Origin of the sequence: Agathobaculum faecis (genome assembly GCF_014287995.1) — a bacterium.
Classification (GTDB): Bacteria; Bacillota; Clostridia; order Oscillospirales; family Butyricicoccaceae; genus Agathobaculum; species Agathobaculum ammoniilyticum.
This window is the reverse complement of the sequence record NZ_JACOPL010000006.1, coordinates 19,422-34,667: the sequence shown is the minus strand read 5'-3', so window position 1 is coordinate 34,667 and position 15,246 is coordinate 19,422. Positions and strand designations below refer to the sequence as shown.

Genomic DNA, 15,246 nt, shown 5'->3' with positions numbered 1-15,246 from the left:
CGGGGAGGGCTGGTCTTGCAGCACGCTTGGGTAAAACGCAGGCAGGCGCAGGCGGCCGTGCCGCCGGTTACGGAGAAAGACACGCGCCGCCAGCTCGCCTGGGCGGCGGGCAGCGAGTTTTTCTCCCACCGCGACCCGCTGTACCATATTACCGAAGACTTCCGGCAGACCTTTGACGAGATTGGCCGCCGCCACGCGGCGGCGCTGGCTGGGGAGAGCGCCGGCGGTTTTACCCGCACGGAGCAGGCCGCGCAGCCGCCGCAGTGGGCGGAACAGCAAACCGGACCAGTGCGGGACGCGCAGAAGCCCAACCCGACCAACGCTAAAGACCTGTATCAGATGCGCTGGTCGGATAACCAGGACATGGTGCGACGTTTTTCCGAAACGGCGTTCCAGCGCGGCACGCTGGCCGGCGCGGTGATGGCGGGGACGGGCAAGATGATGCTGGTTTCCTGCCTGAAGCGTACGGTCGGGCAGTCCCAGCCGGTCAGGGAGCAGCAGCGCCGCCTGTTCGAGGGCGGCTCGCAGCAGCGCGTCATCCCCGGACACGGGCCGGACAGCGTGGTGTTCAACCGCGGCTTTGCGGACAGCGCGGTCGGCTTGGTGGTCGATACGCTCGCGGACGCACGGCAGATGGTGGAATCCATGGCCGACCTCGCGGCCGGAAAAAGCGATATGGGCGCGGGCGGCGGCGCACAGGCGCTGCGCAGGATGTACCCGTTCCTGGACGACAGCCGCGAACGCGCGCTGGCAGGGCAGTACAGCGCCCGCCTGCGCGAGAGCGGCGACGACGGGGAGCGGCAGTTATTGCAAAACGCCTATGTGCGCGTGCAGGCGATGATCGGCAAAAAAGCACAGATGCGCAACGAATTTATCAACAAGCTGCGGCTGATCGCGGACCGCGCGACCGAAGCCCTTACCTTATTTGAAGCCCCCAGCTTTACCGACGAGTTGGTACAGGCGGTCGAACAGGCCGAAACGCCGCCCGAGCCACCGGATCAGCCGAACGGCAGCGCGCCCAGGCCACCGCAGGACGGGGAGGACGGCCATGCAGCAGAATGAACAGAACGCCGCCAGAACGTCGGCGCACCATTCCCAGCAGGTGCGGGAGGACAAGCAGCGCCGCCGCGCGGCGCAAAGCGAACAGCAGACTCTGCGAATCGCGCTGGAGGCCGTGCAGGCAGGCGTGCCGCTGACGCGCCTGCCCGCCGCGATGGTGCTGGCGCTCTCCGCACAGATGGGCAACAGCGCTCTGCTCGCCCTGCTGGCGGGACAGGACAGACGGATCGAGCCGGTCACGGCGCTACCGCCGCCCGACGCGGTGCGGACAGCGCCCAAGGATATCAAAACGGCGCCCGCCGCGGCGTCCGCTCCACCCGACTGGGCGGCGCTGCCCGCGGTGCAGGCCGCACCGGCCGCGCCCGACGGGCTGGCCGGACAGGGAGGTGTCTCCTTTGCAGGAGGATGAATGCCGCAGGCTGCTGGAAGCGCTGCTGCGCGACAGCGGCGTGCCGTGGGAGCAGAGCGGCGTATGGACGCGCTTCCGTTTTCGCGAGGGCGTGATGGTGTGGGAGCTTGCCTGCCGGTGCAGGCGGGGCGAGGTGTTGATCTACAGCCGTTATCCTATGGCCGCGCGCGAATGGGCGGCGGCGCTCGAAGCCTGTGGCGAAGCGAACGGCGCGCTGACGCGCGGCGCGATGTTCCTGCAGGGTGAAACACCGGTTTTCCGCATCCGCGCCGACTTGGGCGACCCTTACAGCGCGCGCGAGCGGCTGGCAGAGGCGCTCGAATACAGCGCGGCGGTGATGGCGCGCTATTGGGGCGCGTTCCAGAACGCCTGCCGCGGCTGACCGTTTTTTGTGCGGGATCGGGTTTGAGAAATAAACCGGGCGACCCGAGGCCTGGTTTATTTCTCAAACGTCCGCGAAAATAATAGAAGCAGACCCAGTACAATTTAGAAAGGAGGGGAGCTTCACGACCGGCCCCCAGCCAACTACAATGGCGTGAAGCAAAAACATGGCAGAATATTTATCCCCAGGTGTGTATGTGGAGGAGTATGACTCGGGTGCGACCCCGATGCAGGGCGTCAGCACCAGCACGGCGGGTTTTGTCGGCCTGGCGGAGCGCGGCCCTACGATCGGCCAGCCGCAGCTGGTTACCAGCTTTGCCGACTACACGCGCATATACGGCGGCTATCTGAGCAAGGCGGGCTATGGCGACGCACGCTATCTGCCTTATGCGGTCGAGCAGTTCTTCATGAACGGCGGCGCGCGCGCCTACATCATGCGCGCCGTGCCGGGCGACGCAAAAGCTGCTGCCCTGACGACCGGCGCGCTGCGCATCACTGCGGCTAACCCGGGCGCCTGGGCGGAAAAGATGCGCGTGACTGTCGCGGCCTCCAGCAAGGCCAAGACCCAGGTGCTCGCGGCGAGCGGCGCGGACCTGACGCTCAAGAACGCGGACGGGTTCAATACCGGAGACGTGGTCGAACTGTTCGACGGCAAGACCGCCGCCTACGCGACCATCAAGAGCGTGCTCGACAGGGTCGTCACCCTGGACGCGCCTTGCGCGCTGGCCGTGGCGGATACCAAGGTCGGCACGGACAAGTACATCCGTACCTGCGAAATCACCATCACCGCCCGCCTGGACGATACGGTGGAGGTCTTTGAAAACCTGTCCCTCAAGCCCGAGGCGCTTAACTATGCGCCGGTCAAGACCGCCAAGAGCGACCTGATCCGCGTGGAGGTCGTGCCGGTCAAGGCGGCGGCGCCCGCGCCGGCGGCCAAGGAAGAGGGCAAGGAGAAAAAGGAAGCGTCCGCAGCGCCAGCCAAGGCGGCCGGCATCACGCCGTATGAGCTATGCGGCGGCGCGGGGGACGAAATGGTGCTGACCCTACAGGGCGGCAGCGACGGATCGGTACAGAGCGTCACACCGGACGCGTACATCGGTGCGGACGACGGCCCGGGCCGCCGCACCGGCCTGCAGGCGTTCCAGGAGAACGGCGTGGTATCCGTGCTGGCGATCCCCGGCGTGACCGCGCCCGAGGTACAGGCGGCGCTGATCAGCTTCTGCGAGAACCGCAAGAGCTGCTTTGCCATCCTCGACGTGCCGATGGACCTGAAAAAGACGAACGACGTGGCTACCTTCCGCGATATGTACGACTCGACCTACGCAGCGATGTACCATCCATGGCTGCAGATGTTTGACGCGGGCGCCAAACGCGCGGATTACTTCCCGCCCTCCGGCGCGATGGCAGGCGTCTACGCCCGCAGCGACAACAGCCGCGGCGTGCATAAGGCCCCTGCGAACGAGGTCGTCCGCGGCTGCACTGGCCTGTCCTGCAATTACAACGTGGGTGAGCAGGATATCCTCAATCCGATCGGTGTCAACCTGATCCGCGCGCTGCCCGGCCAGGGCATCCGCGTATGGGGGGCGCGCACGATCAGCTCGAACGGGCTGTGGAAGTACCTCAACGTGCGCCGCCTGTTCATCTTCATCGAGGAGTCGATCAAGGCGAACACCAACTGGGTGGTATTCGAGCCCAACAGCGAAACGCTGTGGAGCCGCGTGACCCGCACGATCGAGACCTTCCTTGCGACCTGCTGGCGCGACGGCGCGCTGGCCGGCTCCAGTCCGGAGCAGGCGTTCTTCGTGGAGTGCGGCCCGACAACCATGACGCAGGATGATATCGACAACGGCCGCCTGATCTGCCAGATCGGTATCGCGCCGGTCAAGCCCGCTGAATTCGTGATCTTCCGCATCACGCAGAAGACCGCGACCGGCGAATAAATAAAGCCCACTGTTGGCAGAAAGGACGAACATAAATGGCAATCAACTATCCATATAGAGTATTCCGATACCAGGTCGAGATCGACGGCATCAGCCGCGCGGGCTTTTCCGAGGTTTCGGGCATGAGTTCCTCGGTCGATGCGGTCGAATACCGCGAGGGCGACGACCTGCGCAACACCCCGCGCAAGCTCGCGGGACTGACCAAGTTCGGCAACGTCACCCTGCGCTGGGGCGTGTCCGATGATTCCGACTTCCTCGACTGGGTATACGCGGTCGCGCCGACCAACACCGCGCCCCCGACCGGCATGATACGCCACAACGTGACTATCACTCTGATCGACGACGCGGGCAACCCCGGCCCGTCCTGGAACCTGATCAACGCGTGGCCGGTGGGCTACACCGTGCCCGACCTGAACGGCATGGGCGGCGAGGTCGCCATCCAGTCGCTCGAGTTGTGCCATGAGGGCCTCGAGCACACGCCGGGCGGCGTAGCGGGCGAGCCCTCCACGATCTGATAGCAGCGCTCTGTTTTCGGCCTGCGCCCCGGCTTTCCGCCGGGGCGGCCGGAAGCGCACGGGAGGCCGCTTCCCGTCAAGCGCCCGTGCACTTCCGACCCCTTTGAAGCGAAAGGAGAAGCTACATGGAGACTGAATTTGAGTTTGAACTGCCGCGCGGCTATGTGGACCAGAACGGCGACGTACACCGGCGCGGCACCATGCGCCTGGCGACTGCGGCGGACGAGATCCTGCCCCTGCGCGACCCACGCGTGCAGCAGAATTCCGGCTACCTAACCATCATCCTGCTCTCGCGCGTCATCACGCGGCTGGGTACGCTCAGCAGCATCAACACGCGGGTGATCGAGAACCTGTTCACCATGGATCTCGCCTATCTGCAGGATCTGTACCAGCGCATCAATATGTCCGAGCTGCCAGTTTACAAGGTGACCTGCCCACACTGCAACCAAGAGGTTGAGGTGCCGCTGGATTTTTTGTTGAGCTAGGACTGGTGCTGTACCCGCAGGAGCGCATATATCAGGAGATGACGTTCCTGTCGTACTACCTGCACTGGTCCCGAGACGAGGTCATGCGCCTGAACCATCTGGAACGCCGCCGGTGGTGCAGGGAGGTCTCGGCTGTGAACAAAAAGCTCAGTAATACCGAGCAGAATACCTTTGAATTCCGCTGAAAGCAGGGAGGGAAAGCAAGATGGGCGTCACCTATCAAGAACCCTTTAAGGCTTTCCGCTTCCTGGTGGAGGTGGAGAGCGGCGGCGTGGCCGTGGCGGCGTTCACGCATTTTTCCGGCGTGAAAATGACGGTTGACACCGTGCAGGCGCGCTCGGGTAACGACAACCGTGGCGTGCAGGACTATATCCCTGTGCTGACGCGCTTTGAGCCGGTCACGCTGACCAAGGGCGTGGTGGGGGATAACGACTTTCTGGACTGGCTTTTCTCCGCGGCCGCAGGGCCGGAGGCAGGGCCGAAGGGCGCGGGGCTGCGGCGCACGCTCAACATCGTGGCGCTGGACGACAAGGGCAACCGCGGCGTGACCTGGTCGCTCAGGGACGCGTTGCCCATCGGCTACGAGCTGACGCCGATGGACGGCGGGCGCAGCGAGGTGCTTTCGGAAAGCCTTACCTTTGCCATCACCGGCATGGAGCGCATCACGCACGAGCCACCCCAGTCGGGATGATATGACCAAACCGCCCAGCAAGGAGGTGTACTGCGGCATGGCGTATTTGTCGGGCGCTTATTTTGAGGTGATGCTGATTGGTACAGGCGCTGTGCTGGAAGGGAAGTTCACCTCGGTATCCGGCCTGGATATGGAGGTCGAGTATGAGATTTTCAACGAAGGCGGGCTGAATTACCCGCGGTTCTTTTTCAAGCAGAACAAGCCGCAGGTGCTCGTACTCGAGCAGGGTACGGTGACCAGCGTGGACTCGGTCTCGCTGCTGATGAACATGTGCAACCTGGGCATGTCCATCCCGCTGGCGGGGACGGTCATCCTCAAGGACAGCTTCGGTACGCCCCAGCGCACCTGGTCGATCGTGGGCGCGTACCTGCAGAAGTATGTGGGGCCGTCGCTGGACAGCAACCAGGCCGCGCTGGCGGTCAGCCGGATTGAACTGATATACAATGGGTGCTGCTGATGGATTCAATTGCCGTAACAAAAACGGATATGGCGGTAGCGAAAAGGGACAGGCTGGGCCTGTCTCTATTTGGGCTGTTGTCGCTTGCGTTCGGTGACGAGATCCGCACCCGCAGCGCCTGGCAGACCGGACTGTACCGCGAGGAGCCGCTCGCGCTGCTGGAGGAGGGCGAGCCTGTCCTCGCCCATGCGCCGGAGCGGGAGCTGCATCTGGACGTAGACCTCAAGGTTGTGCTGGAAACGCTCAAGAAGGAGCGGCGGCAGGCGGATAAACGGCAGGCGCAGGCGGTGGCGCGTATTTTGGAACGGGTCTACCTGCTCGAGCGTCGCGTCAGCGAGGCCGCGCCCGCGCAGGCGCATGTAAACGTGCGGCTTGAGCTGCCGCGGGAGGAAACGCGCGCGGCACGGCACAGGGCGGCAGGAGCCGCACAGACGCACGCGGCGGATACCCTCCTGTCCACGCGGGAGAGGTCGCTGGCTGTTGCCGTTCAGGCGGTTGCGGCTGCGGAAAACGCGCGGCAGGCCGCGCGACCGGAGGGTAAATTGACAGATACGCCGCAGGCGGGCCGCACGGCCGCCGCCGGAAAGCCGTTCCGCGCGCCCATCGGCATGCAGGCCGCCGCAGCAGTGCGGCAGGCGCGCCGTGCAGGGGCGGGCCGCGCGCGGCAGACCGCAGCGTACGGACAGACCGGATGGGCGATTACCCCGCTCACGCCGGTTTCGTGGAGCACAGCCGCCCCAGCAGGGGAAGGTTGGTCGCCCCGCTGGCAGGCAGAGCATCCGGGCTTTACCGCCTCCAAAGGGGTAAGGGGCGCGGAGAAAGGACAGCCCCTCGGCGGGAGCATCCTGCTGCCGGACCAGCTCCGCTTATGTAGACAGCGCGCGCTGGAGCAGGCGGAAGCCGAAGCGATCCCGAGCGGCGTGCTTGCACAAGAGCAGACGCTGACCCATCCGCATGCCGCCGCGCAGGAGACGGGCGGCGCTGTGCGCCGGATGGTGCAGCGGCTGGACCGCGCGGTCGAACAGGCCGTGCGGCGGTCGGTGCAGCGGGAAGAAAACGGTGCGGGCGGCGGCACAGAAGAACGGGACCATACGGCGTTGTCCGAAAAAATGGACAGCAAGCCGGCGCGGACGGGCGTGGTACATAAGGAAAGCCGGGTAGCTGCGGAATCCGGTAAGCCGGATGCCGCTGTGGATACCGCCCGCGCGGCACGTCAAACGGATACGGCAGCGGCCCAGACGGAACAATCCGCTGCAGCATCGCCGCAAAACGCGGGTCTGCACCGCGCGGCAGACGGCGCGGATATTCTGTCGGACGCAAGGCCGTTCAAAGCGGGTACGGTCGCGGCTCAGGCAGTGCAATCCGACGCGGCGGCTCTGCCGCCGGAAGCGCTGCTGCACCGCGCCGAAGCGCAGGGGCAACGGAAATACGAAGTGTTTTCTGGAGAAAAGGATGCAAGGCCGGCGCAGGCTGGTCCGACGGCAGATGCAGATAACCGGACCGCCGCTCGCGGCGAACCGGATGCCGGCCGGAAAGCGCTCAAAACGGACAGGGGATCGGCCCAGACAGGGCAATCCGACGTGGCGGCGCTGCAAACAATGCTGGCAGGATACGCAGCCCATGACCTGACCGCGGCCGAAAAGGCCCTGCCGGGCGCAGAAGCGCCGCAGGCGGCTCTGCCGCAGGAAGCGCTGCTGCACCGCGTAGAGGGACGGGAACGTCCCCTGCTTTCGCGGGGAACGGATGACGGGCGTTTTGCGCGCGGAGGGGATGAACCGCACAGCATGGCCGTTCCCGACGCGCACCCATCACAGGGAAGGGATGCGCCGCCCCAGTCGGAAACAGAGACGTGGGTCGCGCAACAGGCGGCAGAGATTGCGATACCGGAGAAGGCCCAGCCCCCTGAAATGCAGACAGGGGAAGCACAGACGACTTCTGAAACTGATTTCACGGGACAGGACAGTACGCCGCGGGCAAGGGCAGCTCAGCACACGCCTGACACGTCGACAGAAGCGGCGGCGCTTCCTGCGGAGCCGCTGCTCTATCGGAAAGCTGCGGCAGATCCGGAAAAACCGCATATCCGGTCGGGACAGCAGGCGGCAAAGCAGAGGGAAGCGCGTTTCGCGTTAGACGAACAGACAGCTGGACAGGAAGCCGGAAAAGACCGTCGGGCCGAGTCGTCAGCCGTCGGGCGCAAGCCTGCCGGCGCGAATACCGCCGTACCGTCGAGCAACCGCACAGCAGAATGGCCGGCGCAGGCGGTACCACAAGCGGTCGGCGGGAAATCGCCGCAGGCCGTGCCTGACAGCCTGCGGCCGGCGCCAATAACAGAGATGGATCTGCCTGAGCCGCTGACATGGCGGAAGGAACGGGCGCAGACGGTATGGGAATCGGCAGAGGCGGACGGAGAATGGACCGCCGTCGCATCCACCCGCGCCGCGCTCACGGAGGGACGGAATAATATAACGGCGGCGTCCCATACCGTACTGGCGGAAGCAGCCGAGCCTTTCCAGATACCGGACGGACGCGGCAAAGCGGAGGAACGGCGGTCTGCGCGACCTGTCACGGGCGGCGCGGAGGGCGTTTTGCAGACGGATACCAATCTGATGTACAGGGCTGAGAGAGCGGCGCTGCCGGCCGCGGCGCAGGCCGCGTCACGCAGGACAGCCGCGCACAGGCAGGGGCGGACGGTGGAACGGCCGCGCACAGTACTGCGCCATCTGGCGAGCCGCCTGCCGGCACATCCTATACAGCCGCTACAGACCACGCTGGTGCGGACGCTGCCGGCGAATCAGATCGCGGCGGCGCGCCTGATGGCGCCGCTGTCCAACGCCTTGGTACAGCCGCAGGCTGCGTCTGTCCAGTCCGCGGCGGCGGACGGAAACGAGCTGTCCTACCTGCCCATACAGGCGGTGGAGCAGAAAACGGGTCGTGAAACGCCGCCCCAGACCGGCGCGCTGCCCGAATGGGCGCAGCGCTTCCTGCAGCAGCCGCCCCGCGCGGACAGCCAGAACACGCACCGCTTTTCAGCGGCGCAGCAGCAGACGGCGGGGACGCAGCCGGGGCAGATCGAATGGACCGCGCCGGGCGCGATGCCGAAAGCCGCGCCGGTCATATTCCGAGAGAACCGGCAGCTGGAAATGCAGCGTCCTGCAGCCCCCGCCCGCCTGAGCGACAGCGAGCTGCGCCGCGCGGCGGACAAGGTGTACCGCATGATCGAGGAGCGGCTGCGGCGCGAGCTGCGGCGCAGCGGAAAATAAGCAGAAAGGAGCCGGACGATGTTCGTTGGCGTACCCAACCCCAATATCCTGATGCCGTTGGAAAAAATGACGATCACAGTGACAGCAGGCGATGAAAAGGGGAAAAAAATCACCGTACTCTATAATCCGGAGCAATATGTGCAGTCGCGCAGCGTGAACATGACCAAGGAAAACGCGTTCGGCGCGAACGGGCAGGAATCGCAGGTGCCGTCTGGCGACTCCGAAACGCTGAGCTTTACGTTGTTTTTCGATACCATGTCCGCCGGGGCGGAGGTGGGCGGCTCGCCGATCGACAAGGCCAAGTTTGCCGGCAACAGCCTGCTGCCCTCCGCGGCGAAGATGCTTGACGTGCGCGATTACACCCAGGAAATCTACAACCTGATGCGCTTTGATACCTCCATCCATTCCATCCCGCCGCTCAAGCTGGAATGGTCGTCGCTGCAGTTTTACGGATACTTGGCGCAGTGTACGCAGACCTTTACCAAATTCAACGAAAAAGGCATGCCGGTGCGGGCGACGATGGAATGCGTGTTCCATCAGGTGACCAACCTGCTGGAAGACGCAAAAATGCACCCGTTTGAATCGCCGGACACCACCAAGTACCGCACGGTCGTGCAGGGGGACTCCCTGTGGGCGATGGCGGTCAAGGAATACGGGCAGCCCGAGCAGTGGCGCACGATCGCGTCGGCCAACGGCCTGGCCAACCCGCGCAGGCTGCGCTCGGGCGAGCGGCTGGTCCTGCCGGCGATCGACTGAGGGACGGAAGGAGGCGGACGGCTTTGGACAAAGCGACCTATACCTACGAGGCGCTTCAGCAGAAATACGTCAATTTCATAACGCCCGCCCTGGAGGTCACCATCGGCAGCACTACCTATTCCAGCCGCGAGATCCCTATCCTCAACCTTGAGGTGGAGCTGAACGCGGACGGAAGCGCGGGCGGCTGCTCTTTCACCGTGGACAGCCAGTACAAGGCCGAAGCGAGCAAGTGGAAGAACGACTTTGACAAGTCGGTCAAGGCCGGAGCCAAACTGGCCGTCAGGGGCGGCTATGTCAAGATGGAGGAGATCTTTTACGGCTATATCGACGAGTATTCCTTTGTGTATAACGGCAACGAAGGGCCGCGCATTGAGATCACCGGCATCGACGGCCTGGGGTACCTGATGAGTATGCGCGAGCCGCTGTACGCGGGCCAGCAGCAGGCCAAAAACCTGGTGGAGGACATTTTGGGCAAAAGCGTGGCCAAGGGCTATGCCAAAAGAGCGACGGTCGGGCTGCTCTCCGGTTTCCAGAAGCTGAAAACGCCCATCATCAAGGAGCAGATCGACGACTGGAGCTTTTTGAACCTGCTGGCACAGCGGTACGGGGCGAGTCTGTTTGCCGTGGACGGGGAACTGATTTTTGACGACGTGGCGTCGGACACCAAGCCGCTGATCAAGCTGGCGGTGGGCGCGGGTCTGCGCAGCTTTACCAAACGCGTTTCGCTGGCGCATCAGGTCGGCAGGGTCGAGGTTTGGGGACGGGACGTCAACCAGAAGCCTATCAAGGGTACGGCGGATACGGTCACGATCGGCGGCGCGGCGGAGCAGTCCGCGGCAAAGCTGGCGCCCGCCCTGCAGTCGGCCGTGCTGCGCGAATACAGCGAATACGCCCGCACCCAGGAGGAGTGCGAGCTGATAGCCCAGAACCGGCTTAACAGCATTGCGATGGGGCTGGTATCGGGCGAGGGGGCGTGCATCGGCATCCCCGAGCTTATCCCAGGCCGGTATATCGAGATCGACGGGCTGGACAGCAGCACGAACGGCGGCTATTTTATCAGCCGCGTCAAGCACCGGTTTGACAGCGAGGGGTATTCCACCACGTTTGAGGTGAAAGGAGCGAAAACCAAATGAGCATAGTGGAACAGTTGGATTCGCTCTTTCGGGAAAGCGGCGCGGGGCTGCGGCGGGAAATGGACCGCCGCGGGCCGACACTCGCCAAGGTGACCAATGTGACCGATCCGGAGAAATTCAACCGTGTTAAATGCCTGCCGGTCGGATCGGAAAACACCGAGGAAACCGACTGGTGCTATGTGACGGCGGCGGCGGGCGGCATGGAGTACGGCTTTTTCTGGTTCCCACGGGTGGACGACCTGGTTCTGCTGGATTATCTGGACGGGGATCCACACCGGCCGGTTGTGATCGGACGGCTGTGGACGACCGAGGTCAAGCCACCGTACACCATCGCGGACGGAAAGGTGCAGGACTACGCGCTGCGTACCCCCTCCGGAATTGAACTGCTGATGCACGATGAGGAGGAAAAGCACAAGGTCACGCTGACCATGCCCTCGGGCGCGACGCTGGTGCTGGACGACGAGGCGCAGAAGGTCGAACTACGGGACAAGGAGAGCCAAAACGCTCTGCTGATGGACCTGAAGGAAGGCGGTATCACCCTACAGGCGGCGAAAAAGATCGAGCTGTCTGCGGGGAAGGCCGCGCTCACGATAGAGGAGGCCGGCAACATCACGGCCAAGGGCGAGAGCAAGGTAGCTGTGCAGGGCGCGAACATCGAGGCCAAGGCCTCTGCCGGGCTGACGCTCGAGGGCGGCTCGCAGGCCGCGGTCAAGTCGAACGGCACGCTTGAGCTGACGGCCAGCGGCAACACGACCGTCAAGGGCCTGATGGTCAATATCAACTGAGAGTGGGCGGGCCCCCCGCACGGCGCGGGCTGCGGAAAGGAGTGGAAGCAAGTGAACGGCAAAGAGTTTTTGGGACGGGGCCTGAAATTCCCCCTGCAGGTGGACCCGCGCACAGGCAAATTCGCTATGGTCGGGCAGGAGGAGGATATTCGCGAGGCCATCGGCATCATCCTGAATACCGTGCAGGGCGAGCGCGTGATGCGGCCCGGCTTTGGTTCCAACGTGATCGAATATACCTTTGCCGCCGCCTCCAGTTCCATGATGCAGAGCATCTCCTATGAGGTGCGCGAGCAGCTTTTGCTGCAGGAGCCCCGCATTGTGGACGTGGAGGTGGCCTGCCGCGAGTTGAACCGGCTGACCGGCGCGATCGTGGTAGAGGTCAGCTATACGGTGCGCAGCACCAACAATCGCTATAACCATGTTTATCCGTTTTATCTGACGGAAGGATCGGAAGGGGGTAATGCGCTGTGAACACCCCCTTGCTGGACCCGCGCACGCTGGACACTCTGCGGCGGCAGGTCCGGTCGCTGGCTGCGGCTTACACGCCGGAGTGGCGCTTTGAGGACGCGCAGGACGACCCGGGCGCGGCGCTGGCCGAGCTGTTCTGCCGCATGTTCGAGCAGACGGTTGACCGTATGAATTCCGTACCGGAAAAGCTGTATACCGAATTCCTCAACCTGATCGGCTTCCGTCCGCCCGCGCCCGCGTCTGCCGCCGGCACGTTGCAGTTCACCGTGCATGAAACGGTGGAGGAGCCGGTGGCCGTGCCGGCGGGTACGCAGGTGTTCACGCCGGACGGACAGGGCGACAATATCGTTTATGAGACCGAGCGTGCCATCGAGGCCACCCCAGCGCGCCTGCTGGATATCTACTATGCGGATGGTGTGGCGGACTGGCTGGAAAAGACCGACCTGACGCGGCCGCAGCGGTTTTTCACCCCTTGTGGAGATAACCTGCAGCGCCACCGCTTCTGGCTCAGCCAGCCGGACATGCTGCGGCTGGACTGCCCGTGTACGGTGGAGCTGGAGCTGCGGCAGAGCGCGCGCTATCTGGAAGAGGAGAGCGCAAAGAAGCTGGCCGCGCTACAGTGGAGCTATATGCACGCGGGTGAAAGCCTGCCGTTCGACACGGTGCGCGCGGAAAACGGCAGGCTGGTGCTGGAAAAGCACAGCAGCCTGTCGATCGACGCGGACGAGGCGGGCAGGCGGTGCATCTGCTGCACCGGCCGGCCGGACGCGGCGTTGACTATCGAGGGCGCCCTCCTGCGTTCCGCACCGCTGGCGCGCTGCCGGGCGGATACGCTGTTTTGCGGCGACCTGCCCATCGCGCTGCCGGAGGGCGGCTATTGCTTCGGCCAGCGGCCCATGCCATACGCGTTGTTCTATATCCGGTCGGACACGGTGCTGACCAAGCGCGGCGCAACGGCCAACCTGCGGCTGGATATCGCGCCGATTGCGGAGGAACCGCCTGAGCAGCCGCCGCACTATAACTTTACGCAGGCGATCATTGATAAAAGGGGCGCGGTCGAGCGCAAGCCGGACAACGCCTATATCTCCGCCGTGGTGTGGGAGTATTACAACGGCGGCGGATGGCGGCGGCTGGAGACCGAGGGCGACAGGAATCCATTTTCCTGCAAGCGGGACGGCGTACTCGAGACCCGCTTCACTGTGCCGGACGACATCGCGCCGTGCGAGGTCAACGCCGAGACGGGCCTGTATATCCGCGCCCGCGTGGCCGAGGTGGAAAACCGCTTTTCCGATTATGCACGCTGGATCGTGCCGTTCGTGCGTGGAGCCGAACTGTCCTGGGCGTACGACGCGCTCGTACCCGCAGAACAGTGCGGTGCGGAGAACAACGGCCGCCGCACGGTAGCCGAGGGCGCGGACCGCATCACCGACCTGCACCTGCCCGCGCTCGAGCCGATGGAGTCGGCGCCGCGCGCCATGTACCTGCGGTTTGACCATTCGCCGCACGCGATGCCGCTTTCCCTGCTGTTCGAGGTCGTCGGCCGCGTGCCGCTGACCGACAAGCTGGTCTGGGAGTGCTGCACGGGCGAGCGGTTCGAGGCGGTCGCGGCCGTTGACCTGACGGGCAACCTGCACCACACCGGACAGGTGATGCTGTACTTGCCTGAGCGCCTGCCGCGCGTTTCCCTGTTCGGGGCGGAGGGCTGCTGGCTGCGCGTCAGCCGCAGCTCGGGCTTCCAGGGGCCGGAGCCGTGCATCGCCGCGGTGCGGCTGAACACGGTCACGGCGCGGCAGCTTCAGCGGGAGCAGGCTCTGTATTTCAACACCGCGCCCTATGACGCGGGCAAGACGATTACGCTCCTGCGCACGCCCGTGGCCACCTGCGAGGTATGGGTGGACGAGGCGGGCGCACTGCCGCTGGCGGATGCGCAGCGCCTCGCTGAGCAACAGCCCGAGGACGTGCGTCTGGAATGGGCGGACAGCGTGCTGACGCACTGCTGGGTGCGGTGGCGGCAGGTGGACGACTTGGCGCTGGCCGCACCGGACGCGCGCGCGTTCGTGCTTGACCCGTATGCGGGGACGGTGTCCTTCGGCGACGGGCGGCGCGGCCGCGTGCCTGCCCCGGGCGACCGCACGGTCTGCGTCCGCTATGTCAGCGGCGGCGGCGCGCGCGGCAATGTACCAGCGGGGCGGGTGAACGCGCTGGTCGGCGCGCTGCCCCGCATCAGCGGTGTAGTCAACATCACGCCGATGGGCGGCGGCACCGACCGCTTCCCACAGGAACGGATCGAGGCGGTCGGCAACAAGCGCCTGCGCCACCGCGGCCGCGCGGCAGGCGCGAGCGATTTTGAAGAGCTGGTACTCGAGGCTTTCCCGCAGGTGCTGCATGTGAAATGCTTTTCCGGACGGGACGAAAAGGGCGCCCGCGCGCCCGGGCATGTGACCGTGGTCGTGACCGGCGTGGACGACGGACCCGCCGCCGATCGGCTGTGCGACCGCATCTATGCCTTCCTTGCGGAGCGGTGCAGTTGTTGCCTGACCGCTGAGGGCAGGCTGCACGTCTGTCCGGCGACCGTGATCACCGTGAGCACGCGCATCGCGGTCGAACTGGAGGAGATAGACTGCGCGGCGGAGATCCAGCGGGAGATCATTCGCCGGATCGAAACGCTGATCGGCGATACCTGGCGGCAGCGCCGGATCGGCAGCCAGATCCGCACGGACGAGCTGTGGCGCGTGGTACGCGATACGCCGGGCGTGCATACGATCGACCGGATACTGGCCGAGGGCGCGTTTGACGAGGACGGCCGCGCGCGGCTCGTCCCATTAGAGCATGATGCGGATTTCCCGTATGCAGTAGTGCGCAGCGGTGTACATTATGTACGGGTGCGATAGAAAAACTGACCAGGAA

Annotated in this window: 15 protein-coding genes; all 15 read left to right on the top strand. The window is 64.9% G+C overall.

Translation table 11 applies throughout. From position 1 onward, the window contains the following. Positions 1-15 precede the first annotated feature (15 nt). On the top strand, positions 16-1,062 hold the full coding sequence (locus H8S45_RS07410; RefSeq protein ID WP_054326470.1) for a hypothetical protein: 1,047 nt from the start codon (positions 16-18) through the stop codon (positions 1,060-1,062). Next, complete coding sequence (locus tag H8S45_RS07405; protein ID WP_054326471.1) at positions 1,049-1,468, top strand: hypothetical protein; 420 nt, start codon at positions 1,049-1,051, stop codon at positions 1,466-1,468. The genes H8S45_RS07410 and H8S45_RS07405 overlap by 14 nt, the downstream gene beginning before the upstream one ends. Further along, positions 1,455-1,850: a hypothetical protein gene (locus tag H8S45_RS07400; protein ID WP_107631778.1), complete on the top strand. Its 396-nt coding sequence runs from the start codon at positions 1,455-1,457 to the stop codon at positions 1,848-1,850. The genes H8S45_RS07405 and H8S45_RS07400 overlap by 14 nt, the downstream gene beginning before the upstream one ends. Before the next feature lie 166 nt (positions 1,851-2,016). After that, a complete protein-coding gene (locus H8S45_RS07395) occupies positions 2,017-3,789 on the top strand; it encodes a phage tail sheath family protein (RefSeq protein ID WP_107631779.1) in 1,773 nt (590 codons plus the stop codon). A 35-nt stretch (positions 3,790-3,824) separates the two neighbouring features. Continuing rightward, the gene (locus H8S45_RS07390; protein ID WP_054326473.1) at positions 3,825-4,304 is read left to right on the top strand and encodes a phage tail protein; all 480 of its coding nucleotides are present in this window, start codon (positions 3,825-3,827) and stop codon (positions 4,302-4,304) included. Between the two features lie 125 nt (positions 4,305-4,429). Next, on the top strand, positions 4,430-4,789 hold the full coding sequence (locus H8S45_RS07385; RefSeq protein ID WP_054326474.1) for a hypothetical protein: 360 nt from the start codon (positions 4,430-4,432) through the stop codon (positions 4,787-4,789). 5 nt (positions 4,790-4,794) lie between these two features. Beyond that, complete coding sequence (locus H8S45_RS07380) at positions 4,795-4,974, top strand: DUF6760 family protein (protein WP_054326475.1); 180 nt, start codon at positions 4,795-4,797, stop codon at positions 4,972-4,974. A gap of 20 nt (positions 4,975-4,994) precedes the next feature. Next, positions 4,995-5,480, top strand: a complete 486-nt coding sequence (locus tag H8S45_RS07375; protein WP_054326476.1) for a phage tail protein — start codon at positions 4,995-4,997, stop codon at positions 5,478-5,480. A 1-nt stretch (position 5,481) separates the two neighbouring features. Continuing rightward, positions 5,482-5,937 carry a phage tail protein gene (locus tag H8S45_RS07370; RefSeq protein WP_054326477.1) on the top strand — a complete coding sequence of 152 codons (456 nt, stop codon included), beginning with the start codon at positions 5,482-5,484 and terminating at the stop codon, positions 5,935-5,937. After that, complete coding sequence (locus tag H8S45_RS07365) at positions 5,937-9,197, top strand: hypothetical protein (RefSeq protein WP_186949870.1); 3,261 nt, start codon at positions 5,937-5,939, stop codon at positions 9,195-9,197. The genes H8S45_RS07370 and H8S45_RS07365 overlap by 1 nt, the downstream gene beginning before the upstream one ends. 18 nt (positions 9,198-9,215) lie before the next feature. Continuing rightward, positions 9,216-9,953 (top strand): CIS tube protein, encoded by a 738-nt coding sequence (locus H8S45_RS07360; RefSeq protein ID WP_054326480.1) that lies wholly within the window; start codon positions 9,216-9,218, stop codon positions 9,951-9,953. A gap of 23 nt (positions 9,954-9,976) precedes the next feature. After that, entirely contained in the window at positions 9,977-11,086 is a 1,110-nt protein-coding gene (locus tag H8S45_RS07355; protein WP_054326481.1) for a phage late control D family protein, read from the top strand. Next, entirely contained in the window at positions 11,083-11,871 is a 789-nt protein-coding gene (locus H8S45_RS07350; protein WP_054326482.1) for a phage baseplate assembly protein V, read from the top strand. The genes H8S45_RS07355 and H8S45_RS07350 overlap by 4 nt, the downstream gene beginning before the upstream one ends. 51 nt (positions 11,872-11,922) lie before the next feature. Beyond that, positions 11,923-12,342 carry a GPW/gp25 family protein gene (locus H8S45_RS07345; protein ID WP_054326483.1) on the top strand — a complete coding sequence of 140 codons (420 nt, stop codon included), beginning with the start codon at positions 11,923-11,925 and terminating at the stop codon, positions 12,340-12,342. Next, positions 12,339-15,230 (top strand): baseplate J/gp47 family protein, encoded by a 2,892-nt coding sequence (locus H8S45_RS16745; protein WP_054326484.1) that lies wholly within the window; start codon positions 12,339-12,341, stop codon positions 15,228-15,230. The genes H8S45_RS07345 and H8S45_RS16745 overlap by 4 nt, the downstream gene beginning before the upstream one ends. Positions 15,231-15,246 lie beyond the last annotated feature (16 nt).

Excerpts from the sequence above, each read along its gene's own strand:
- H8S45_RS07405 (WP_054326471.1), top strand. The coding sequence starts at position 1,049 with ATGCAGCAGAATGAACAGAACGCCGCCAGAACGTCGGCGCACCATTCC.
- H8S45_RS07390 (WP_054326473.1), top strand. The coding sequence starts at position 3,825 with ATGGCAATCAACTATCCATATAGAGTATTCCGATACCAGGTCGAGATC.
- H8S45_RS07375 (WP_054326476.1), top strand. The coding sequence starts at position 4,995 with ATGGGCGTCACCTATCAAGAACCCTTTAAGGCTTTCCGCTTCCTGGTG.
- H8S45_RS07385 (WP_054326474.1), top strand. The coding sequence starts at position 4,430 with ATGGAGACTGAATTTGAGTTTGAACTGCCGCGCGGCTATGTGGACCAG.
- H8S45_RS07360 (WP_054326480.1), top strand. The coding sequence starts at position 9,216 with ATGTTCGTTGGCGTACCCAACCCCAATATCCTGATGCCGTTGGAAAAA.
- H8S45_RS07365 (WP_186949870.1), top strand. The coding sequence starts at position 5,937 with ATGGATTCAATTGCCGTAACAAAAACGGATATGGCGGTAGCGAAAAGG.
- H8S45_RS07395 (WP_107631779.1), top strand. The coding sequence starts at position 2,017 with ATGGCAGAATATTTATCCCCAGGTGTGTATGTGGAGGAGTATGACTCG.
- H8S45_RS07370 (WP_054326477.1), top strand. The coding sequence starts at position 5,482 with ATGACCAAACCGCCCAGCAAGGAGGTGTACTGCGGCATGGCGTATTTG.
- H8S45_RS07350 (WP_054326482.1), top strand. The coding sequence starts at position 11,083 with ATGAGCATAGTGGAACAGTTGGATTCGCTCTTTCGGGAAAGCGGCGCG.